This is a genomic window from Acuticoccus sp. MNP-M23, from assembly GCF_031195445.1.
GTDB lineage: Bacteria > Pseudomonadota > Alphaproteobacteria > Rhizobiales > Amorphaceae > Acuticoccus.
The window spans coordinates 2,805,006-2,825,856 of the sequence record NZ_CP133480.1; the positions used below are offsets into that span (position 1 = coordinate 2,805,006).

21 protein-coding genes and 1 pseudogene are annotated in these 20,851 nt (G+C 65.9%); 14 read left to right on the top strand and 8 right to left on the bottom strand.

All coding sequences use genetic code 11. The annotated features are described in order from the left end of the window. Positions 1 to 60 precede the first annotated feature (60 nt). The 4 genes and pseudogenes from RDV64_RS12980 to dctP form a co-directional block, all read left to right on the top strand. Positions 61 to 2,634 carry an ABC transporter transmembrane domain-containing protein gene (locus RDV64_RS12980; RefSeq protein WP_375143747.1) on the top strand — a complete coding sequence of 858 codons (2,574 nt, stop codon included), beginning with the start codon at positions 61 to 63 and terminating at the stop codon, positions 2,632 to 2,634. Continuing rightward, complete coding sequence (locus RDV64_RS12985) at positions 2,631 to 3,089, top strand: Crp/Fnr family transcriptional regulator (protein WP_309195345.1); 459 nt, start codon at positions 2,631 to 2,633, stop codon at positions 3,087 to 3,089. Before RDV64_RS12980 ends, RDV64_RS12985 begins: the two co-directional genes overlap by 4 nt. 7 nt (positions 3,090 to 3,096) lie before the next feature. Then, positions 3,097 to 4,032 carry an MBL fold metallo-hydrolase gene (locus RDV64_RS12990; RefSeq protein ID WP_309195346.1) on the top strand — a complete coding sequence of 312 codons (936 nt, stop codon included), beginning with the start codon at positions 3,097 to 3,099 and terminating at the stop codon, positions 4,030 to 4,032. 159 nt (positions 4,033 to 4,191) lie between these two features. Further along, a pseudogene (gene dctP, locus RDV64_RS12995) lies at positions 4,192 to 5,118 on the top strand (TRAP transporter substrate-binding protein DctP); the annotation flags it as partial. A 129-nt stretch (positions 5,119 to 5,247) separates the two neighbouring features. Here dctP and RDV64_RS13000 read toward each other — a convergent pair. Together RDV64_RS13000 and RDV64_RS13005 are read right to left on the bottom strand one after the other, a co-directional pair. After that, positions 5,248 to 5,475: a sulfurtransferase TusA family protein gene (locus RDV64_RS13000; protein WP_309199501.1), complete on the bottom strand. Its 228-nt coding sequence runs from the start codon at positions 5,473 to 5,475 to the stop codon at positions 5,248 to 5,250. Between the two features lie 47 nt (positions 5,476 to 5,522). Continuing rightward, complete coding sequence (locus tag RDV64_RS13005; protein ID WP_309195347.1) at positions 5,523 to 7,310, bottom strand: aminopeptidase P family protein; 1,788 nt, start codon at positions 7,308 to 7,310, stop codon at positions 5,523 to 5,525. A 218-nt stretch (positions 7,311 to 7,528) separates the two neighbouring features. Here RDV64_RS13005 and RDV64_RS13010 point away from each other — a divergent pair, with 218 nt between their 5' ends. Continuing rightward, a complete protein-coding gene (locus RDV64_RS13010; RefSeq protein WP_309195348.1) occupies positions 7,529 to 7,747 on the top strand; it encodes a hypothetical protein in 219 nt (72 codons plus the stop codon). Here the strand turns inward: RDV64_RS13010 and RDV64_RS13015 are convergent. From RDV64_RS13015 to groES, 6 genes are all read right to left on the bottom strand, one after another. After that, positions 7,744 to 8,667, bottom strand: a complete 924-nt coding sequence (locus RDV64_RS13015) for a 50S ribosomal protein L11 methyltransferase (RefSeq protein ID WP_309195349.1) — start codon at positions 8,665 to 8,667, stop codon at positions 7,744 to 7,746. The two genes, RDV64_RS13010 and RDV64_RS13015, sit on opposite strands and share 4 nt — an antisense overlap. Positions 8,668 to 8,719: 52 nt before the next feature. After that, the gene (locus RDV64_RS13020; protein ID WP_309195350.1) at positions 8,720 to 9,781 is read right to left on the bottom strand and encodes an FAD-dependent monooxygenase; all 1,062 of its coding nucleotides are present in this window, start codon (positions 9,779 to 9,781) and stop codon (positions 8,720 to 8,722) included. A gap of 65 nt (positions 9,782 to 9,846) precedes the next feature. After that, positions 9,847 to 10,416 carry a disulfide bond formation protein B gene (locus tag RDV64_RS13025; protein ID WP_309195351.1) on the bottom strand — a complete coding sequence of 190 codons (570 nt, stop codon included), beginning with the start codon at positions 10,414 to 10,416 and terminating at the stop codon, positions 9,847 to 9,849. A gap of 7 nt (positions 10,417 to 10,423) precedes the next feature. Further along, positions 10,424 to 10,579: a DUF5993 family protein gene (locus tag RDV64_RS13030; protein WP_309195352.1), complete on the bottom strand. Its 156-nt coding sequence runs from the start codon at positions 10,577 to 10,579 to the stop codon at positions 10,424 to 10,426. 300 nt (positions 10,580 to 10,879) lie between these two features. Beyond that, positions 10,880 to 12,535 carry a chaperonin GroEL gene (gene groL, locus RDV64_RS13035; RefSeq protein ID WP_309195353.1) on the bottom strand — a complete coding sequence of 552 codons (1,656 nt, stop codon included), beginning with the start codon at positions 12,533 to 12,535 and terminating at the stop codon, positions 10,880 to 10,882. A gap of 53 nt (positions 12,536 to 12,588) precedes the next feature. Next, positions 12,589 to 12,900 (bottom strand): co-chaperone GroES, encoded by a 312-nt coding sequence (gene groES, locus RDV64_RS13040; protein WP_309195354.1) that lies wholly within the window; start codon positions 12,898 to 12,900, stop codon positions 12,589 to 12,591. Positions 12,901 to 13,197: 297 nt separating this feature from the next. Between groES and RDV64_RS13045 the strand changes: the two genes are divergently transcribed. From RDV64_RS13045 to glp, 9 genes are all read left to right on the top strand, one after another. Then, positions 13,198 to 14,088 (top strand): DMT family transporter, encoded by an 891-nt coding sequence (locus RDV64_RS13045; RefSeq protein ID WP_309195355.1) that lies wholly within the window; start codon positions 13,198 to 13,200, stop codon positions 14,086 to 14,088. A gap of 103 nt (positions 14,089 to 14,191) precedes the next feature. Beyond that, positions 14,192 to 15,331 (top strand): cytochrome b/b6 domain-containing protein, encoded by a 1,140-nt coding sequence (locus RDV64_RS13050; protein WP_309195356.1) that lies wholly within the window; start codon positions 14,192 to 14,194, stop codon positions 15,329 to 15,331. Between the two features lie 25 nt (positions 15,332 to 15,356). Next, the gene (locus RDV64_RS13055; protein ID WP_309195357.1) at positions 15,357 to 16,061 is read left to right on the top strand and encodes an ABC transporter permease; all 705 of its coding nucleotides are present in this window, start codon (positions 15,357 to 15,359) and stop codon (positions 16,059 to 16,061) included. Further along, on the top strand, positions 16,058 to 16,762 hold the full coding sequence (locus RDV64_RS13060; RefSeq protein ID WP_309195358.1) for an ATP-binding cassette domain-containing protein: 705 nt from the start codon (positions 16,058 to 16,060) through the stop codon (positions 16,760 to 16,762). Before RDV64_RS13055 ends, RDV64_RS13060 begins: the two co-directional genes overlap by 4 nt. Beyond that, positions 16,759 to 17,577: a substrate-binding domain-containing protein gene (locus tag RDV64_RS13065; RefSeq protein ID WP_309195359.1), complete on the top strand. Its 819-nt coding sequence runs from the start codon at positions 16,759 to 16,761 to the stop codon at positions 17,575 to 17,577. The genes RDV64_RS13060 and RDV64_RS13065 overlap by 4 nt, the downstream gene beginning before the upstream one ends. Next, entirely contained in the window at positions 17,570 to 18,439 is an 870-nt protein-coding gene (locus RDV64_RS13070; protein WP_309195360.1) for a formate dehydrogenase accessory sulfurtransferase FdhD, read from the top strand. Before RDV64_RS13065 ends, RDV64_RS13070 begins: the two co-directional genes overlap by 8 nt. Further along, entirely contained in the window at positions 18,432 to 19,049 is a 618-nt protein-coding gene (mobA, locus tag RDV64_RS13075; RefSeq protein ID WP_309195361.1) for a molybdenum cofactor guanylyltransferase MobA, read from the top strand. The genes RDV64_RS13070 and mobA overlap by 8 nt, the downstream gene beginning before the upstream one ends. Beyond that, a complete protein-coding gene (gene mobB, locus RDV64_RS13080) occupies positions 19,046 to 19,582 on the top strand; it encodes a molybdopterin-guanine dinucleotide biosynthesis protein B (RefSeq protein ID WP_309195362.1) in 537 nt (178 codons plus the stop codon). The genes mobA and mobB overlap by 4 nt, the downstream gene beginning before the upstream one ends. Next, positions 19,579 to 20,835 carry a gephyrin-like molybdotransferase Glp gene (glp, locus tag RDV64_RS13085; protein WP_309195363.1) on the top strand — a complete coding sequence of 419 codons (1,257 nt, stop codon included), beginning with the start codon at positions 19,579 to 19,581 and terminating at the stop codon, positions 20,833 to 20,835. Before mobB ends, glp begins: the two co-directional genes overlap by 4 nt. Positions 20,836 to 20,851 lie beyond the last annotated feature (16 nt).

A 20,851-nucleotide genomic window follows, 5' to 3' on the forward strand; every position in this document is an offset into this window, starting at 1 on the left:
ATGGATCGCTCACTTTTCAAATTTATCTGGCGTTATTCGCGGCGCCAACAAATCTTCATCATGATGATGACGGTTGTGTCGTTCCCGATTCTGTACATGACTTTGGAACTGCCCAAGTGGATCGTCAATGACGCGATTTCCGGGCAGGACTTTCCCAAGCAGATCCTTTGGATGAATCTGGATCAGATCCCGTACCTCATCACACTGTGTCTGATTTTTCTTGGCCTGGTCGTTCTTAATAACGTCATAAAATACATCCTGAACATCACGAAGGGTGTTGCGGGCGAGCGCATGCTGCGCCGGTTGCGCTACATGCTGTATCATTCACTGCTCCGCTTTCGCCTGTCGCGGTTCCGCCGGGTGTCCGGCGGCGAGCTGATCCCGATGATTACCGCCGAAGTGGAAGATATCGGCGTTTTCATCGGCGAGGCGATTGCGACACCGGCGTTCCAGGGCGGCACGCTGCTCGTCTACATCTTTTTCATTTTCGCGCAGGATCCCTTTCTCGGGGCAGCGGCCATCTCGCTGTACCCCATCCAGGGCTATATTATCCCCAAGCTGCAGCGCCGTGTCATCATTCTGACTCGCGAGCGCATCAAGAACGTGCGGATGATTTCCGACCGGGTGAACGAAAGCGTCGGCGCCGCTGCCGATATCCATGCCAACGACACGGCACGCTTCCACCTCTCCGACCTGTCGGACCGGCTGTTCATCAACTACCGGATCCGGCTGGAAATCTTCAAACGCAAGTTCATGATCAAGTTCATCAATAACTTCATGAACCAGCTGCCGCCTTTCTTTTTCTATTCGGTGGGCGGCGTGCTTGTCATCAATGGCAGCCTTTCGTTCGGCGCGCTGGTGGCGGTGCTGGCCGCATACAAGGACCTCGCCTCGCCGTGGAAGGAGCTTCTGAACTGGTATCAGACGCTCGCCAACGTGACGGTGAAGTACGAGACGGTGGTCGAGAATTTCGACGTCGAAGACGCCATGTCGCCGAGCAAGATCAGCAGGGCGGACGAGCCGCCGCCGGAACTCGAAGACCAGACGCTGAAGCTGCGCAGCGTGACCGCGACCTCGGGCGGCAACCAGCCGGAGGTGGTCGACGTTTCGCTGGAGCTTCCCACCGGCAGCGTGCTCGGCGTCTACGGACGCGACGGCAGCGGCCGCGGCGAATTGCTGATGGCGCTGGCCGGACTGATCGATCCGATCTCCGGCCGCGCCACCCTGGGCGACGGGCGGATGGAGGATATGCCTTACTCCACCCTGTCCCACTACATCTCGTTCGTCTCGTCCGATCCCTTCGTGTTCAACGACACGCTGCGCAGCAACGTGGTCTACGGCCTGAAGACCCACCCGCAGGGTGACGGAACCGACGATTTTACCGACTTCCGCCGGGCAGAAAGCGAACTCACCGGCAACTCCCTGCTGGACGTGACGGCACCGTGGGAAGACCTGGTGCGGGCCGGTGTCGACGGCCCGGATGCGCTCGATGCGCGCTTGGTGGAGCTGTTCCAGCTGGTCGGCCTCGACGGCGATCTTTTCCGCCTCGGCCTCGGCTCGCACGTTGAGCCAGGCGATCAGGCCAAGTTCGCCGACGCGATCCTCAAGGCCCGCGGCGTCTTCATGAAGCGGGCGCAGGAGGATGCCGAGTGGGCCGACCTCATCGAGCTCTGGGACCCGAAGGCGTTCAACCATTCGGCGACAATTGGCGAGAACGTGCTGTTTGGCGTGCCGGTGGATGCCAGCCGCCCCGTCTGGGAATGCATCAGCGACGATAAGGTCCGCAAGGCGCTGGAAGAAGCGGGCATCCTGAGCGACCTGATGACGATGGGGGCCGAGGTTGCCTCCACGATGATCGAGCTGTTCGCCGACACCGGCGCCGATGCCGGCCTGATGGGTGACTATTCGTTTCTGGCGCCGGACGATGTGCCGCTGTTCGAACAGCGCCTGCGCACCTTGAAGACCAAGGGGGCCAAAGGCCTCGGAACACAGGACATCGCCGCCTTCGTGGGGCTTGCGCTGCGCATCGTGCCGGCCCGCCACCGCATCGTCACCATCGACGACGAGATGGCACAGAAGATCGTCAGCGCCAGAGGCGTCGTCCACGAGCATCTGGCAGACAGCCCCAGATACAGCCTGTTCGACGCGGAGACCTATGCGTCGGCGCTGTCGGTGGAAGAGAACCTTCTGTTCGGCAAGGCGCGGGTGGACCGGCGCGGTTCGCGCGACAAGATTGACGCGTATCTGCGGCAGGTGGTTCTGGATCTGGGCTTGCGCGCGCCGATCTCGCGCGCTGGCCTCGGCTTCAATGTGGGGGTTGCGGGCGGCCGGTTGTCCGCAAGCCAGCGGCGGCGGCTCTGTCTGGTTCGCGCTCTGGTGAAACGTCCGAAAATTCTGATTTTTGATACGGTTGCAGACGGCGATCCGGAGTTGATGGAGCGAATCTTGCGTACGCGGGAGAAGGGCAAGGACACTCTGGTCGTTGGCACCACCGATCCGCAGATCGCCAAGCTCTTGGACACGGTGGCGGTGATGCGCGAAGGTCAGTTGGTCGCAAAAGGGGGATGGGATAGCGTGCAGCAGATGGCCAGCAACGGTTCACCGGACGAGGCAGAAGAGAACGAAGAACAATGACGCTCGATAATGATACTGCCGCGCTGCGCAAGATCCCGCTGTTTCGCGGGGTGGACGATCAGAAACTGCGTCTGCTCGCGTTCATGTCGGAACGTGCGCGGTTCGAGGCTGGGGAAAGCCTGATGGCGGAAGGTGAGTATGGCGATGTCGCCTACATCATCCTTTCCGGCGAGGCGGACGTGGTGATCAATTCCCCGTCTGGCGAACAGCTTGTGGCCACGGTCGGCAAGAACGATTTTGTGGGAGAGATCGCAATCCTGATTGATGTGCCCCGCACGGCCACCGTCCGCGCCAAAACCACGCTGATGGCACTGGCAATCCAGAAAGACCAGTTCTTCAAGCTTCTCACCAATTTCCCGGATATGGCGGTTGAGGTCATGCGTGCGCTGGCCCACCGGCTGGAACGCACCACCCGCGAAGTGGGCCGCCTGCGCACCGCGCTACCGGGCGGATAAGGGCATCATGGCCGACGAGAGAAACGTGACCGAACCTGCTGGCGCCCTCCCTGCCGACGATCCACGCGGGGATCGGCAAACCCTGTCGGTCCGTTTCTGGGGCGTGCGCGGCTCGATCCCGGCGCCGGGACCCGACACGCTGCGTTATGGCGGTGAGACGACGGCCATCGAGATCCGCTGCGGGGACCGCGTCGTGATGATCGACTGCGGCTCGGGTGTTCGCCTTGCCGGCCGCGAACTCAGCCGTTCCGTTCCCGGCCGGATGGACGTTCTGTTCACCCACACCCACCTCGACCACATCTGCGGTCTGCCCTTCTTCTGCGTCGCCTACGACCCGAACATTGCCGTCAATCTGTGGGCCGGACACATTCCACCGGACGGCACGCTGGAAGAAATCGTCCAGCGCCTGATGTCGCCGCCGATCTTCCCGGTGGCCACCTCCGCGCTGAACAACACGCACTTCCGCTCCTTCACCGTCGGCAGCATCATCGACCTTGGCGACGGGCTGACCGTCCGCACCGTTCGCCTCAACCACCCCGGCAACGCCACCGGCTACAGGTTCGACTGGTGCGGATCCTCTCTCGCCATCATCACCGACCACGAGCACGGCAAGCCGGAGATCGACGACCCCATCGCCGATTTCGTGAAGGACGCGACGGTGATGGTCTACGATGCCATGTACCGGGACGAGGAATATCCGCGTTTCAAGGGCTGGGGGCACTCGACGCCCGGGCAGGCGCTGGCGTTGGCAAAACGCGCCAATGTCGGCCACACGGTGCTGTTCCACCACGACCCGACCCGCACCGACGATCAGATCGACACCATGGCCGCAGAGCTGGTCGACGCTGGTGAGAAGGCGTCCTTCGCCCGCCAGGGCGACACGCTGCTTCTGCGCAACGGGCAGCTCTCCCGCGCGGAGCGGGATGCAAAGATCCACGCCTGATTGACGCCTGCCGCGCCGGTTGATCGGCGCGCCGCAGCGCTTGGCTCGCGCTGCCGTTCGGTCCGCGGCGGCGGCCTGTATCCACAGTTGTATCCTCGCCGGGCAAAGATTAACCTTTGTCTTGGGAATGGAAAGCATTCCCTTCAGGGGAGGAAAACCATGAAATATAATAAAGCCATCCTGCTCGCCGGTGCTGCGTTGTTTGCCGGCATCACCACTGCATCTGCGCAGGAATTTACGCTTCGGATTCAAAACCATCAGAGTCAGGAATCTCTGTCGGGGAAGAATATCGCCGCATGGGTCGACGACGTGGAGACGATGTCCGGCGGCCGTGTCGACATCGAGATGTTCTACTCGTCGGCCATCGTGAAATCGGTCGAGACATTCGACGCGGCGGTCAACGGGATCGTCGATGCAGACTTTACCAACGGGTCTTACCAGACCGGCAAGGACACGGCCTTCCAGTTCGTCGCCGACGTGATGGGCGGCTACGAAACGCCGTGGCAGTTCTACGCCTGGCTGTACAATGGCGGCGGCGAGGAGCTGACCGAGAAGCTGTACAATTCCTACGGGATGCACCTGCTCGGCTGGCAGATTCCGGGAATGGAATCACTGAATGCCGCCAAGCCTCTCAACAATGCCGACGACTTGAAGGACTGGAAGTTCCGCTCCCCGCCCGGCATGGAAACGATGATCTTCGAGAATCTGGGCGCCTCGCCCGTGGTGATCGACTTTACCGAGGTGTTCACCTCGCTTGAAACCGGGATCATCGACGGGGCCGACGCATCCAACGTGTCCACCAACCGTTCGCTCGGCATCTACGATCTGGTGAAGCACACCACGTATCCGGGCTTCCACTCGATGCCGGCAGACCATTTCGCCATCAACCTCGAAGTATGGAACAGCCTGCCCGAGGACATCCAGCGGATCATGTCGGTGGCGACGCAGAAGAACTCGTTCCGCACCACGCTGGACTATGCGGTCAACATCCAGGAAGCCGTCAACGAACTGCAGGGCGAGGTCACGTTCCACGACTGGGCGCCTGAAGACCGCGCAGCCTTCCGCGAAGGCGCCCGCAAGGCGTGGAAGGAGTTCGCCACCACCGATGCTGCGAAGGAGCTGGTCGCCTCGCACATCTCGTTCATGAACAAGATCGGCCTCACACCTCCGGCCTGGAGTAGGGGCGCCTTGCGCCGGGGCCTTGGTCCCGGCGCATCATCCCTTGCGGATGAAAAACTGCCAGCCCTTGTCCTGCGCCCTTTGGCCGACGAGTTCGTGCCCGTCCTCGGTGCAGAGGGCCGGGATGTCGATTGCGGCCAGCGGGTCGTCGGCGAACACGCGCAGGATGGCGCCCGGCGCCAGCGCCTTCAACCGCTTGCGCGCCTTGAGCACCGGCAGCGGGCAGCGTTGCCCCGCGACATTCAACTCTTCGTCGAACAGCATGGCGGCCTCCCCTGGTCGGCCTGAGCGAGGCTGCGCGGCAACGCCGGTCAGCCCACCAGCGGACGACAGCGTTCTTCGAGCCACGCGCGTCCGGCAGCGTCGAGGTCGCCCACCAGCGCACCGTGGACCCTCGCGTGATAAGTGTCGAGCCAGCCGATTTCCGCGGCGCTGAGGAGATGCGGTGCAACCAGCCGCGTGTCGATCGGCACCAGCGTGATGGTCTCGAACGCCAGCATCGGCTTGGTCCCGCCGGGCGGCACGGTCGCCCCCTTCACCAGCACAAGGTTCTCGATCCGGATGCCGAACGGGCCGGGATAGACGCCCGGCTCGTTGGAGATCACCATGCCCGGCTTCAGCGGTACGCGGCTGCGTTTGGAAATGCCGGCCGGCCCTTCGTGCACCGCAAGGGCCGCGCCCACCCCGTGGCCGGTGCCGTGGGCATAGTCGAGCCCTGCGTTCCAGAGGGCGAATCGCGCAAGGGTGTCGAGTTCGGCGCCGCTTGCCCCCTCGGGAAAGCGCTGGCGGGCCAGCGCAATGTGTCCCTTCAGAACCAGCGTGAACGCGGTGCGAAATTCGTCGGTCGGTGCGCCGGCCACCATGGTGCGCGTGATGTCGGTGGTGCCGTCGTCATACTGGCCGCCCGAATCCACCAGCACCGGGTCTCCGGCCACGATCGTCCGGTTGCTCTCCCGGTCGACCCGGTAATGGACGATGGCGCCGTTGGGGCCGGCGCCCGAGATGGTGTCGAACGATATGTCGCGCGCCCCGGCCTCGCGCCGGAATCCCTCCAGCGCCTCCACAAGGTCGATCTCGGTGGCGCCGGCGGCGTGGGCGTCGAACCAGGCGAGGAAGCGCACCATGGCGACCCCGTCGCGCTGGTGGGCGGCGCGCATTCCCGCAATTTCTGCCTCGTTCTTCTCCGCCTTCAGTGCAACCGAGGGATCGGCGCCACCCTTCAACGTGCCGCTTTTCTCGATGGCGAGCAGCGCAGCTTCGGACGCTGCATTGAGGTCTGCGCCAACGGTGAGTCCCTCGGAAAGCCGCGTCAGCGCATCCGGATAGTTCGCCTCCGGCTCGATAACGGCAACACCGTCCAGCGCCGCCGCAAGTTCGTCCGGCACCTTGGCCGGGTCGACGAACACCGTCACCGGTCCGTCCTTCGGCACGAACGCGCGCGAAAGCACCAGCGGCGTGTGCGCGACATCGGCGCCGCGCCAGTTGAGGAGCCAGCTCACCGCATCGCTTTCGGCAATCAACAGCGCGTCGGTCTCCATCTTTTCGCGCAGGCTTGCGAGCTTTTCGGCCGGCGTGCGGCCAGCAAGGGCGGCCGGATGGGCCCGTACGGCGCCCGGCACCATGGCCGGCCGGTTGGTCCACACGGTGTCGACCGGGTGGGGCGACAACGGCGTGCGGGTGAGGGTGGGCACGGTGTCATCGAGCCGCTTCAACCCATCGCGGGCATGAAGGGAGGGATCGAACCCCAATGTCACGCCGGCCAGATTCTCGGTCAGCCACGCCCTGGCCGCCTCTTCGGTGCTGACGATGGTGAACACATCGTCCGGCACCTGCGTCTCGGCTTGCAGGGTGTAGCGCCCGTCGGTCGCCAAAAGAGCTTTATCTTTCAGGACGATGGCGCGGCCGGCGGAGCCTGTGAAGCCGGTGATCCAGGCGAGCCGCTCCTCGGACGGGGGCAGGTATTCGCTGTTGTAGGCATCTTCGTGCGGGACGATGACACCGTCCACGCCATGCGCCCCGAACGTTGCGCGCAATGCTGCGATGCGTTTGCGGATTTCGGCGGGGTCAGCGCGGGGTGAGTCGAATGTTTGAAATGCCATGGCGGCAGAAAACCCCGGTGTGGCTGGCAGATCAACCATTTTGTGTGCGTATGTTGCGGCTGCTTTGTTGCGTTGCACCATGTGGCCGCCAGCCATGCACTGGCGTCAGTTGTTGCAGCCGCAGGATCTGCCACCTTGTTGTGCATGGACGGCGTTGCTGAGGCCCAACCGGGGCGGATGCTGCGCTGCACCCCACTGACGCACACACGGAGCAACCCATGACCGTATCCACCTATTCGTCCGCACTGACCGGTACGTCCCACGAGCAGAGCCTGCTTTCGCGCATCGGCACCCGCATCATCAACGCCCGCAAGGCCCAGGCCGACCGCGCTGTTGCCGCCTACCTTCTCAGCCTCGACGACGACACGCTCGACACGCTGGGCTACGACCGCGCCGAGCTGCAGGCACGCGACCCGAAGGGCTACCCCTTCCTCTAAACGCGCACGACAAGCCGGGTCCCCGGCAGTGCGTCGGCGTGCGGGGCAATTGCCCCGCCAGGCCGGCGGAATGTGATCGTGACCCAGTCCTCGATCAGAACGCGCTCGGCAACCACCAGCCCGCGCGAACGATAAGCGGCCTCCACACGCCGCCGGTCGGACCGTCTGAGGCCCGATAGAACCAAAGTCCGCTTCGCCGCATGGGCCAGCCGTGGCGCCATGGCAATGAGCGGCCGTGCCAATATGTTGGCAAAGACCGTGTCGGCCCGCCGGAACGGCCCTGCCGCCGTGCGCAGGGTGATCGGCGTCAGCGTCCGCGTGGCGCGCACGTTGCGATCCGCGACCCGAACGGCCACCGGATCAATGTCGCCAGCCGAAATAGGCCCCGCGCCAAACCGCTCCGCCGCAATGGCCAGAACACCCGTTCCCGTCCCCACATCATGCACGCTGCCAAGGCCGCCCGGCCGTCTTGCCAGCCGTTCCAGCGCAATCAGGCACCCCTTGGTGGAGGCGTGGTGCGCCGTGCCGAATGCGCGGCCTGCATCAATCTCGATATTCCAGCGCGAGGGGGGCAGCTTTGCCGAATCGTGGCTGCCATGAACGGTGAACCGCCCGGCAAACACCGGATGGAGCTGGCGCTGGCTTTCGGCGACCCAGTCGCGCTCGGCCAGCGGGTCGATCTGGAAGTCCGGCAGGTTCGGCACCATCTCGCGCGCCGTCTCCAGCCACAGGTCAGCGGCGTCCGCCGTGGTGTCGGTGAACAGGATATCGAGGAGCCACGGGCCATCCTGCACGGCGCGGTAGGCGGAAATGACGGGTTCGCCCTCGTCGGTCATCTCCTCCAGCACGGAGATCGCCCCCCGGGCCTGCGCCTCGACCGCATCGCCGGTGCCAAGAGTTGTGAATGCGCGAAAAACCATGAACGCTCCGTGCCGCAGCGCCGCCAACCCGGCCGCGCTTTCGCAAGAAGCGTTAGCCGAGGATGATCGTTCGTGCCAGCTTGCGCGCGAGCGCAGGGTTGCGGCTTGCAAGGCGCATGAGGGTGACGCCGACTGTGCGGCGCGTGCCGCTGCCGCCCAGCAGCGTTTTTCGCGCGCGCTCGCTGAGGCCGATCGTGTGGGCACCGACCGCGTGCCGCGCCGCGCTGTAGCCCGCGAGAGAGCCGTCGGAGAGCGCTTCGGCAAAGTGGGCGGCGTCGTCGATGCCAAGGTTCATGCCGCGGCCGCCGACGGGGGAGTGGGTGTGCGCTGCATCGCCGGCCAGCGCGACATGTCCGACCCTATAGGTCGGTACCTGCTTGACGGATATGCGGAATTTCGCCTCCCGCCGGACCCGCGCGATGGCGAGGCCGGGGCCGAAGGTTGCCAGCGCGTCGGACGTGTTGGAGACAAGACGCACCCGGCTTCGCTCCATCGGGATCATGAACACCGCATCGTGGGCACCGTTGAGGTGGATCGTCGTTGCCGGCGGGACCGGCTCGGCGAGCTCCACATCGGCGATGGACCAGTCTTCCGGCAGTTCGATGCCCTCCGCCTTCAGACCCAGCGCCTGGCGCACTGCACTCTTCGCGCCGTCGGCCCCCAGAACCTCGTGGGCACGGATCTCCTCGCCGCCTTCGATGGCGACGGTGACACCGCTTTCATCCTGAATGAGCCCCTTGCAGGCTTTGCCGTACTCGACCGTGACGCCGCGTTCGGCGAGCGCTTCGGCAAGGATTGCCTCGGTCCGGTCCTGCGGGAGGCTGAGAAGGCGCACGTTTGGGTCGGGATCGGCATCGAGGCGGAGGTCGACGGCGAGGTGGCCGTCGCGCAGGATCCGCGCCTCCTCGATGGTGACGGCTTCGCCGCGCACCCTTTCGGCAATCCCGAGATGATCGAAGATGGTCATCGAGCCCGGCAGCAGGCCGACGGCTCGCGACAGGTTCGAGGCGTTGGTGCGCGCCTCAATGATCCGCGGTGTGATGCCCAGTGCGGCAAGGCTGAGGGCGGCGGTGAGGCCGGTCGGGCCGGCACCGACGATCAGGATATCAGCCATGGTGAGGGTCTCCCGTCCGCCGCAGGGGGCGTCGAACGGGAAGGTCGTTCAGTCACGCGCTGCGGTCAACCTTCCGGGGCGGTGACGCCGCGCAGCATCTCGAGCCCCTCGTAGGCGACCGGATCGTCCGGGCAGAGGCCGCCGGCGCATTCGGCAAGGGTCGAGACGCCGTTGCCCACCACCACCAGCACAAAGAGGGCGAGCGCCAGCCGGGGGAGAAGACCGCCGCGCGGCCGGGACAGCGCGTCGAACTGTTTGGCGGAGAGGAGGAGCAGCGCCGTCACCACCACCACAATGGCGAAGATGATGAAGGCCCAGGTGTAAAGGTGAAGGCCGAGGATGGGCGGGCCGTAGCCGCCGGAGCCAGGGACGATGTGGAGAAGGATCTGGCGCCCGGCAATGGCAGCGCCTGTCACGGCGCCGACGATCACCAGCCCGTAGTGGCCGGGCCGGACGCCGCAGATGAGGTTGAGGGCAAGACCGGCACCGGCAAGCGCAAAGCCGGCGCGCTGGAGGATGCAGAGCGGGCAGGGAAGGTCGCCGCCCAAGAACTGGTCGGCAAATGCAGCGACCAGCACCAGCGAGATTGCGATGAGGCCGAGAGCGTTGAGCTGGCGGGCAAGGGTGGGGGTCATCGTGGCCTCAGAAGTCCAGCGGGAGCACGTCGGTGGCGTGGAAGCTGAACAGCACCAGCGTTCCCACCACGGCGGCAAGGGTGACGACCACGGCCGCCTGCGGCTGGCGGAAGGCTGCCAGCAAAAGCGCCAGCGCGACGCCGAAGAAGGGAAGGCTCATCATTGGGTCGGTCCTGCGAAGTTGGTTCGCGGCGATCTGCGCCGCGCCAGCCACGCTGCCGCAATGACGCCGCCGCCGTAAACCCTTGCCGGCCAAATAGGCGGCGCCGACCGTCGCGGCGCGGTGTGACGCGCGTTCATGGCGCAACGGCCGCGCGCAGGTGGTGTCGGAGCCTGAAGCGGCGCCGGTATTGCGAGGCCCCGACAAACAAAAAGGCCGTGCCCGAGGGCACGACCTTTAAGTGTCTTTCGACGGGCGCTGACCCGGCCAGCGAACCGGCCGGGAAGAGCGTCTGGGCCGGACTTAGAAGCCCATGCCGCCCATGCCGCCCATACCACCCATGTCGCCACCGCCGGCGGGCATTGCCGGCTCGTCCTTCTTCGGCTTCTCGGCGACCATGGCTTCGGTCGTGACGAGGAGCGAAGCGATCGACGCTGCGTCCTGCAGGGCGTGACGGACAACCTTGGTCGGATCGATGATGCCGGCCTTGATCATGTCGCCATACTCTTCCGTCTGGGCGTTGAAGCCGAAGTCGGAGGAGGAGTTTTCCAGGATCTTGCCGACCACGATGGAGCCTTCGACGCCAGCGTTGTTGGAGATCTGGCGGATCGGGGCTTCAAGTGCGCGCAGGACGATCTTGATGCCAGCGGCAACGTCGGGGTTGTCGGAAGCGACCTGGGAGACGGCTTCCTTGGCGCGCAGGAGCGCCACGCCGCCACCGGGGACAATGCCTTCTTCCACGGCCGCGCGGGTCGCGTTGAGGGCGTCGTCGACGCGGTCCTTCTTTTCCTTCACTTCGACTTCGGTCGCACCGCCGACGCGGATCACCGCGACGCCGCCAGCGAGCTTCGCAAGACGCTCCTGGAGCTTTTCCTTGTCGTAGTCGGACGTGGTCTCTTCGATCTGCTGCTTGATCTGCGCAACGCGACCCTTGATGTCCTCGGCTTCACCGGCGCCGTCGACGATGGTGGTCTCGTCCTTGTTGATCGTGACCTTCTTGGCGCGGCCAAGCATCTCGATCGACACGGACTCAAGCTTGATGCCGATGTCTTCGGACACGACCTGGCCAGCGGTCAGGATCGCGATGTCCTGCAGCATGGCCTTGCGGCGATCGCCGAAGCCCGGTGCCTTGACGGCTGCGACCTTGAGGCCACCGCGCAGCTTGTTGACGACCAGCGTGGCCAGAGCCTCGCCTTCGACGTCCTCGGCGATGATGAGGAGCGGACGGCCCGACTGCACCACGGCTTCGAGGATCGGAAGCATCGCCTGAAGGTTGGAGAGCTTCTTCTCGAAGATGAGAATGTAGGGGTCTTCGAGCTCGACGAGCATCTTCTCGGCGTTGGTCACGAAGTACGGCGAGATGTAGCCGCGGTCGAACTGCATGCCTTCGACGACTTCGAGTTCGGTCTCGAGCGACTTGGCCTCTTCGACGGTGATGACACCCTCGTTGCCGACCTTCTGCATCGCCTCGGCGATCATCGCGCCGACTTCCTTGTCGCCGTTGGCGGAGATCGTACCGACCTGGCCAACTTCGTCAGAGGTGGAGATGCTGCGCGAACGGCCGGTGAGGTCCTTGATGGCGGCTGCAACGGCGAGGTCGATGCCGCGCTTCAGGTCCATCGGGTTCATGCCGGCTGCAACCGACTTGGCGCCTTCGCGGACGATGGCCTGGGCCAGAACGGTCGCGGTGGTGGTGCCGTCGCCGGCGAGGTCGTTGGTCTTGGAGGCGACCTCACGGACCATCTGGGCGCCCATGTTCTCGAACCGGTCTTCCAGCTCGATTTCCTTGGCGACCGTCACGCCATCCTTCGTGATGCGCGGGGCACCGAAGGATTTTTCGATGACGACGTTACGACCCTTGGGGCCGAGCGTCACCTTGACGGCGTTGGCGAGAATGTCGACGCCGCGCAGCATCTTGTCGCGCGCGTCGGTCGAGAATTTAACTTCTTTGGCTGCCATGTGATGTGGCTCCTAAAAACGTGTGCAGGTTCGGCGAAACGAAGCGGGTCGGGTTACGCGGCAGCTGCCATCGAAGAACCTTCGACGATGCCCATGATGTCGCTCTCCTTCATGATGAGGAGATCTTCGCCATCGAGCTTCACCTCGGTGCCGGACCACTTGCCGAAGAGCACGCGGTCGCCGGCTTTGACGTCGAGCGCCTGAACCTGGCCTTTGTCGTCACGCGCGCCGGGGCCGACGGCGATGACTTCGCCTTCCTGCGGCTTTTCCTTGGCGGTGTCGGGAATGATGATCCCGCCTTTGGTCTTGGTATCGGATTCGATGCGGCGCACAACAACGCGGTCGTGCAGGGGACGGAAGTTCATGTCTGTCCTCAATCGTCTGAAATGTCAGATCTTTTTGGCCATGTGGCCGACTGTTGGCACTCGCCTTGGGTGAGTGCTAACCGTTGCCCCGGACATAGTCGGGCAAGGGGTTCATGTCAACGCCTGGTAGCCATCAGCCGGTGAAATTTTCAGCGCGCATGAAATGCGGCTTGTTGCGCAGGAGCGACGCTCCGTTGCGCGGCGGGCACTGGCACCGGTGCAGGGCCGGTGGGCCGAAACGGCAGGCAGTCCGCCATGGGCGCTTGCGGCCCGTCCCCTTTCAGGTAGGGAACGCTGATGAAAACAAAACCCCCCCTAGGGCCGAATTCCCTGATTCCCGTCCTTGCGATCATGCTGGGCGCGGCCTGTTTCGGCACGCTCCCGCTGTTCGCGCGGACGTTGACTGACTTTGCCATTGCCGCCCCTGCGATTGCTTTTTACCGCTTTGCCCTTTCGGCGCTGGTGCTCTCGCCGTTTCTGGTTCTGCGCGGTCCGCTGCGGGGGGCCACGTTCTGGGGCCTTGCCGGCGGCGCGGTCATGGGCCTCGGCTGGATCGGCTTCGTGGTTGCGCTCAAAACGCTGTCGGTGGCCGAAACCGGCATCCTGTTCATGACCTTCCCGCTCTTTGCCATCCTGTTCGGGCTGCTGTTCGGCGAGCGGCCCGGCGGACGGGGCTGGATTGGCGCGGCGCTGATCGTGCTTGCTGCGTTGATCGTGGCGCCGGGCGATGCGCTGGACCCGTCCGGCGGCCTCGTTGCAGTGGCGGCGGCACTGGTTGCACCGGCCGCCTACGGGCTCCTCCTCAACATCATCGCGCGGCGGGTTCATACGCTGCCGGCCATTGCGGCCACCGGGTCCATTGCCATGGGCTCCGTCCTGGTGCTGGCGCCCATTGTGGCCACGCTGCCGCTGGGCGAGGTGCTGCCCGCCGCGCCTGCGGCCTATGCCTGGCTTGCGGTGTTCTCGGCAATGACCGCGCTCATCCCGCAACTGATATATGTGGTGTTCTCGCCGCGGATCGGCGCCGTGCGCACGGCGATGGCGGGCAGCGCCGAGCTTCCGACCATGTTCATTGTGGGTGCTGTCGCATTCGGCGAGCCTCTGGGCTGGACCCATTTAACCGCTGGCGCGTTGATCCTCTGCGCCATCGCGCTGACGGCGCGGCCGAAAGCGAGCGCCTCAGCCTGAACACGCGGCATGGCCCGGCGCCCTGTGGTCTCGGCAAGGCGTTGTTGTTAAGGCGGGCTGACGGATCAAGGCCGCAGCGGACAGCGGCGCACGGGAGACGAACATGCTGCGCCTAATGCTGGTCATCTGTTTCTGCGCCTTTGCCGCCGTCCTTTCAGGGGCTTCGGACGCCGCGGTCGATCCGGCAGGCCGAATTCTGAGCGTTCATGCCGGTGATGCGCGGCTGGCCCCGGTGCGACCGGTGGCGAAGCGCCTGCGCCCGGTCACCCTGGCACAGCAGATGGATGGTGCGCCCGGCACCCGGTACGGCCCGCAAGCCGCAGGCGACGACGCCGCAGCGCCAACGCAGACCGGAGCCGCAGAGACCACCGGGCAGATGCGCTGGCTGCGGGTCCGCGAAGGCCATGTTCCGTTGCTCGGCGCCATCGCCCTCTCAGCACTTGTGGTGGCGCTGATTGTGTTTCGGATTGTCCGTGGCCGGGTGCGGATCGAGGCAGGGCGAAGCGGCCGCACGATCGTGCGCTACAACATCGTCCAGCGCACCGTGCACTGGCTTCTGGCGGGCTCGTTCGCGGTCCTTGCCATCACGGGGCTGTTCCTGACGCTGGGTCGCGAATTTCTGGTCCCGCTGATGGATGCGACCCTTTACGCCAATGCCGTCCAGCTGGCGCGATGGCTTCACCGCGCCGTGTGGTGGCTGTTCGGATTCTCCTTGCTGATGATTTTCATCTTTTTCCTGCGCCACAGCGTGCCCATGCTGCGCGACATCAGATGGTGGCGGCGCGGCGGCGCGCTCCACCGCAAGGGCGTGCGGCTCGATGCCAGCAAGTTCGACGGCGGGCAGAAGGCCGTGTTCTGGGCAACGGTGATGCTCGGCGGCCTCATCTGTGCCACCGGCGTCTCTCTCCTGTTCCCCTTCAAGGTGGAGCTGTTCGGTACTCTGGCCCGGTTTGCCAATGCAACGGGGCTGCCGCAGCTCCTGGGCGGCCCGCTCGACACCGCGTATGCCGGCTACACCGAGGTGCAGCTGGCCCAGATCTGGCACACCATCCTGTCGTTCATGCTGATTGCGGTGGCACTGGCGCACAGCTACATGCGCTCACTCGGGATGGAAGGCGCGGCCGAGGCCATGCATACCGGCACGGTGGACGAGAATTTCGCGCGGGAGCGCAGCAATCTGTGGGCCGAGTCGAAGCTGGGCAAGGCCCCTGCCGACAACGCGGAACCCGGCCCGCCGCACTGAACGATCTGGCGCCGACGGAGGCTTGATGGAGGAGACCTGGCGCGGCGCCGTTGATGCCCTCCGGCTCGTCGTCACGCTGGATGCCGACCTTCTGGAAATTACCCTGCGCTCGCTGGGTGTGACCCTCACAGCGGTGACCATCGCGTCGCTGGTTGCAATGCCGCTGGGCGGCTTGCTTGCGGTGCGTCGCTTTCGCCACCGCCGTGCCGCAATCGCCCTTCTCAACGCGCTGATGGGGCTGCCGCCGGTGGTGGTCGGGCTCGTTGTCTACCTCCTCCTGTCGCGCGCTGGCCCGTTCGGCGTGTTCAACCTCCTGTTCACCCCCACCGCGATGATTGTGGCGCAGACCATCATTGTCGCGCCGCTGATTGCCTCCATCGCCCACCAGGCCATCCGCGAGCTGTGGGCCGACTATCACGACCTTCTCATCTCGTTGAACGCCTCGCTCGGCCAGCGGATCGCCACACTGCTGTGGGACGGCCGGCGCGCGCTTCTGACGGCAGCGCTGGCAGGCTTTGGCCGTGCCATCGGCGAGGTGGGCGCGGTGATGATCGTCGGCGGCAACATCGACCACCACACCCGCGTCCTCACCACGGCCATTGCGCTCGAAACCTCCAAGGGCAACTTCGCGCTGGCGCTGGGGCTTGGCTATGTGCTGATCGCGCTTGCGGTGTCGGTCAATTTTGCGGCCCACCTTTTGTCGCGCACCGAGCGCGGGGGGCGCTGGTGACTTTGTTTCCCCTCCACATCGAAGGCGCCACCGTTCGCCGCGGCGGCCGAAACATTCTCGGCCCGGTGGACCTGACGCTGGGCGGGGAGGGGGCCACCGCCCTCATCGGCCCCAACGGTGCCGGCAAGACCACCTTGCTGCGCCTGATCCACGGTCTGGCCCGTCCCCATGGCGGCACCGTGCGCTGGGCGGCCGCGGATGCCGAGAAGCGGCAGGCGCTGGTGTTTCAGGCCCCCATTCTTCTGCGCCGCACGGTCTGCGCCAACATCGCCTATCCGCTCCGCCTCAAGGGGGTCGCGGCAGGAGACGCGGCCCTTCAGGCAGCGTCATGGGCAAAGCGCATCGGCCTTGGCGATCATCTGGCCCGCCCGGCCACCGCGCTTTCTGGCGGTGAGGCCCAGAAACTGGCGCTCGCCCGCGCGCTCATCACCGCGCCCGACCTTCTTCTTCTGGACGAACCCACCGCAAGCCTCGACGGCCGCGCCAAGCGCGAGATCGAGGCCATCGTGGGCGCGGCCATCACAGAGGGCACGCGCGTCATCATTGCCACCCACGACATGGGACAGGCCGCGCGCCTTGCGAACGAGGTGATCTTCCTCTTCCATGGCGAGGTGCATGAAACCGGACCGGCCGAGCCTTTTTTCAGAGCGCCGCAGACGCCGGCCGCAGCCGCGTTCCTCAGGGGAGATATCGTCGAGTGATCAGAGCTCTTGTTGCTGCCTGCCTTATGGTCGTGTCGTTCGCCGCCAGCCCGGCATCGGCAGCCGACGAAATGCGAATGGCGGTGACGACGTCGTTCCACAATTCCGGCCTTGCCGAGATCCTGCTCCCCGAAATTGCGGCCGACACCGGAATTGATGTGGCGCTGCTGGTGGTCGGCACCGGGCAGGCGCTCCGCCTTGGCCGTGCCGGGGATGTCGACGCGATCCTCGTGCACTCCCGCGCCGCGGAAGACGCGTTTGTGGCCGAAGGCTTCGCGCCGCACCGCCGGGAGATCATGTACAACGATTTCGTCATCGTCGGCCCGCAGGCCGACCCCGCCGGCATCCACGGCGCCCCCGGTGCCGTCGACGCGCTCACCGCCATCGCAGTGGCAAGAACGCCGTTCGTCAGCCGCGGGGACGACAGCGGCACCCACCGCCGCGAGCAGGCCTTGTGGGAAAGCGCGGGCAAGGCCCCCGAAGACGCACCCTGGTACAGAGCCGTGGGTGCGGGCATGGGCGCCACCCTTAACGCTGCGGCCGGCATGAACGCCTACGCCCTCACCGACCGGGCCACCTGGCTCAACTTCCAGAACAAGGGCGACCTCGCGCTTCTTTACGAAGGGGACCCGGCGCTGTTCAACCAGTACGCGTTTCTGCCCATTGCCAAGGCGCGCCACCCGCACGCGAAGGCTGCGCTGGCGGCTCGGCTGGAGGACTGGCTGGTCTCGGACAAGGCGCAGGCCATGATTGGTGCCTACACCATTGCCGGCGAACAGCTTTTCGTGCCCAACGCCAAGCCCGCGCATGACTGAGTTTCTGCTCGCGCCGGACCCGGCGGCCCCGCGCCTGTCGAAGGCGGTGGCCGCCATCGACCACACCGGCGCAAGCCAGACGATCAAGATCGTCACCGAACGGCCGCTGACCATCTTTCTCAACAGCCGCGAAATCGTCACCGCAATGACCATTGGCGACTATCCGGAATATCTGGCGCTGGGCTTCCTGCGGAACCAGGGAATGCTCGGCGATGGCGAGACCGTCACCGGCATCGATTACGACGATGAGATCGACACCGTGGTGGTGCGTACAGCGGTGGAAACCGACTTCGAGGAGAAGCTGTCGCGCAAGACGCGCACGTCCGGCTGCGCCGTGGGCACGGTGTTCGGCGACATGATGGAGGGGCTGGACAGAGTGGTCCTGCCGAAGGCCCCGGTGCACACGTCGTGGCTTTACGCGCTGTCGCGCAAGATCAACACGCGCCCGAGCCTTTATCTGGAGGCGGGTGCAATCCACGGCTCGGTGCTGTGCGAAGGCGACCGGCCGCTGGTCTACATGGAGGACGTGGGCCGCCACAACGCGGTCGACAAGATTGCCGGCTACATGTTCGCCAAGGGCGTGCCGGCGGGCGACAAGCTCCTCTACACCACAGGCCGCCTGACCTCCGAAATGGTGATCAAGACTGCGTTGATGGGCATTCCGGCGCTGGTGTCCCGGTCCGGTTTCACCGCGTGGGGGGTGGAGCTGGCGAAAAGTGTCGGCCTTACGCTCATCGGCCGGTTGCGCGGCGAGCGGTTCATGTGCGTTGCCGGGGCCGAGCGCCTGGTCTGGGACGCGCCGCCGAGCGCTGCGCCGGGCGATCACGCAAGGCACAAACGCAAGGGCGCCGGGGATGATTGAGGGACCCGCCATCATTCTGGCAGGGGGCCTTGCCCGGCGCATGGGCGGCGGCGACAAGGCACTCCTGCCGCTGAACGGGCGCCCGCTTCTTGCCCACGTCATTGCGCAGCTTGCCCCGCAGGCGGGCGCAATTGCCATCAATGCCAACGGCGATCCGGCAAGGTTCGCCGCCTTCGGCCTTCCCGTGCTGGCTGACCCGGTGGCGGATTATCCGGGTCCATTGGCGGGCATTCTGGCCGGGTTGCGCTGGGCCGCCGCAGCCGGCGCACCGGATGTGGTGAGCGTCGCCGCCGATACGCCCTTTTTTCCCGCCGATCTGGTGGTCCGCCTTCGTGCCGCGGCGGCAGACGCTTGCGCCCCCATCGCGCTGGCCGCAACGCCGGACCCGGCACGCGGCGTGGCCCGGCACCCCACCTTCGGCCTCTGGTCCACCGCGCTGGCGGACGACCTGGCCGAAGCGCTGGCCGGCGGCACCCGCAAGATCGTGGCATGGACCGACCGGCACGGCGCTGCCACCGCCCTTTTCGATGCGCCCGGCGATCCGTTCTTCAATCTCAACACGCCGGATGATCTTGCCCGCGCGCAGATGCTGACGGACGCTGGCTCATGAGGGTGTACGGCGTGACCGGATGGAAGAATGCCGGCAAGACGGGGCTGGTGGAGCGGCTGGTGGCCTACCTTTCCGCAAGGGGCTTGCGGGTGTCCACCATCAAGCACGCCCACCACGAATTCGATGTTGATGCGGACGGCACCGATTCAGCCCGCCACCGCGCTGCCGGCGCCGGCGAAGTGCTGATCGCCTCGGCGCGGCGCTTCGCTCTCATGCACGAGCTTCGCGGTGCGCCGGAGCCTTCGCTCGACGCGCTGCTTGCGCATCTCTCCCCTTGCGATCTGGTGCTGGTGGAGGGCTTCAAGACCGCGCGTCACCCCAAGATCGAGGCGTTTCGCGCGTCCGAGGGTCATGCGCTGATGGCACCGGGGGACCCGTCAGTGCGGGCGCTGGCCGCAGATGCACCGATCACGGGCATGGACCGTCCGGTGTTTCACCTCGACGACACCGCCGCCATTGCCGCGTTCATCTGCGCCGATTGCGGACTGGCGATGCCGGAACCGCCCACCGCAGCGATGGCAGAACGGTCATGAAACCGCCCCCCTTGCGCGATGATTGCTTCGCCCTGCCGGCAGGCGTCGAATGGACGCCGGTGAGCACCGCGTTTGCGCACCTGCGGGACAACCTCGTCCCCGTCGCCGAAACGATGATGGTGCCGGTCGGGGCGGCGGACGGGCTCTACCTGGCGGAGGCTCCCACCGCGCAGCGGGCCAACCCGCCCACAGCCAACAGCGCGGTGGACGGCTACGGCTTTGCCGCCGCCAGAGTGCCGGACGGAGACGTGGCGCTCCCGCTGGTGGAGGGGCGCGCGGCAGCAGGGGTGCCGCTTGGCACGAGGGTGCCCGCTGGTTTTGCGGTGCGCATTCTCACCGGCGCCGCACTGCCGGACGGCGTCGATACCGTCGTTCTGGAAGAAGACTGCACGGTGGCGCCGGGCCGGATTGCATTTCGCGGCACGCTGAAACCCTTCGCCAATACCCGCAGGGCAGGCGAGGATTTTGACGCAGGCACAGTGCTATTCGACAAGGGCCACCGCCTTGGGCCGCAGGATCTGGCGCTGCTTGCGGCGGCCGGTCTGGGCACGGTGAGGGTCCACCGGCCGCTCCGCGTGGCGGTCCTGTCCACCGGCGACGAATTGTGCGCACCCGGCGCCGAGGCCGCCGCCCACCAGATATACGATGCCAACCGCCCCATGCTGCTGGCGCTTCTGGCCCGCTGGGGCTTTGTCCCGGTGGACCTTGGGTGCTGCGCTGATGACGCGGACGCCGTCCGGGTCGCGCTCGATGCGGCGGCGGCGGATGCCGACGTGCTCATCACGTCCGGCGGTGCCTCGGCGGGAGATGAGGACCATGTTTCGGCCACCCTGCGCACTGCGGGGGCCATGGCGCTGTGGCGCATTGCCATCAAGCCAGGCCGTCCGCTGGCGCTTGGCCTGTGGCGTGGGATGCCGGTGTTCGGCCTGCCCGGCAACCCGGTGGCCGCGTTCGTGTGTGCGCTGGTGTTTGCCGCGCCTGCACTCAGGCGTCTTGCGGGCGGCGCCTTTCAACTGCCGCGGGGACAGATGGTGCCCGCGGCCTTCGCCAAGGCCAAAAAGCCCGGCCGGCGCGAATTTCTGCGCGCCCGCCTCAATGCGGACGGCCACGCCGAGGTGTTTCGGTCCGAAGGGTCGGGGCGGATTTCGGGCCTTGCGTGGGCCGACGGGCTGGTGGAGCTGCCGGACGCTGCAGCGGACATCCGCCCCGGGACCCCGGTCCGCTACATTCCCTACGGGGCTTTCGCGCCTTAGTCCGGCGTGACGCTGA

Coding starts and splice junctions, on each gene's coding strand:
- RDV64_RS12980 (WP_375143747.1), top strand. CDS start 61: ATGATGATGACGGTTGTGTCGTTCCCGATTCTGTACATGACTTTGGAA.
- RDV64_RS12985 (WP_309195345.1), top strand. CDS start 2,631: ATGACGCTCGATAATGATACTGCCGCGCTGCGCAAGATCCCGCTGTTT.
- RDV64_RS12990 (WP_309195346.1), top strand. CDS start 3,097: ATGGCCGACGAGAGAAACGTGACCGAACCTGCTGGCGCCCTCCCTGCC.
- RDV64_RS13000 (WP_309199501.1), bottom strand. CDS start 5,475: ATGCTGTTCGACGAAGAGTTGAATGTCGCGGGGCAACGCTGCCCGCTG.
- RDV64_RS13005 (WP_309195347.1), bottom strand. CDS start 7,310: ATGGCATTTCAAACATTCGACTCACCCCGCGCTGACCCCGCCGAAATC.
- RDV64_RS13010 (WP_309195348.1), top strand. CDS start 7,529: ATGACCGTATCCACCTATTCGTCCGCACTGACCGGTACGTCCCACGAG.
- RDV64_RS13015 (WP_309195349.1), bottom strand. CDS start 8,667: ATGGTTTTTCGCGCATTCACAACTCTTGGCACCGGCGATGCGGTCGAG.
- RDV64_RS13020 (WP_309195350.1), bottom strand. CDS start 9,781: ATGGCTGATATCCTGATCGTCGGTGCCGGCCCGACCGGCCTCACCGCC.
- RDV64_RS13025 (WP_309195351.1), bottom strand. CDS start 10,416: ATGACCCCCACCCTTGCCCGCCAGCTCAACGCTCTCGGCCTCATCGCA.
- RDV64_RS13030 (WP_309195352.1), bottom strand. CDS start 10,579: ATGATGAGCCTTCCCTTCTTCGGCGTCGCGCTGGCGCTTTTGCTGGCA.
- groL (WP_309195353.1), bottom strand. CDS start 12,535: ATGGCAGCCAAAGAAGTTAAATTCTCGACCGACGCGCGCGACAAGATG.
- groES (WP_309195354.1), bottom strand. CDS start 12,900: ATGAACTTCCGTCCCCTGCACGACCGCGTTGTTGTGCGCCGCATCGAA.
- RDV64_RS13045 (WP_309195355.1), top strand. CDS start 13,198: ATGAAAACAAAACCCCCCCTAGGGCCGAATTCCCTGATTCCCGTCCTT.
- RDV64_RS13050 (WP_309195356.1), top strand. CDS start 14,192: ATGCTGCGCCTAATGCTGGTCATCTGTTTCTGCGCCTTTGCCGCCGTC.
- RDV64_RS13055 (WP_309195357.1), top strand. CDS start 15,357: ATGGAGGAGACCTGGCGCGGCGCCGTTGATGCCCTCCGGCTCGTCGTC.
- RDV64_RS13070 (WP_309195360.1), top strand. CDS start 17,570: ATGACTGAGTTTCTGCTCGCGCCGGACCCGGCGGCCCCGCGCCTGTCG.
- mobA (WP_309195361.1), top strand. CDS start 18,432: ATGATTGAGGGACCCGCCATCATTCTGGCAGGGGGCCTTGCCCGGCGC.
- mobB (WP_309195362.1), top strand. CDS start 19,046: ATGAGGGTGTACGGCGTGACCGGATGGAAGAATGCCGGCAAGACGGGG.
- glp (WP_309195363.1), top strand. CDS start 19,579: ATGAAACCGCCCCCCTTGCGCGATGATTGCTTCGCCCTGCCGGCAGGC.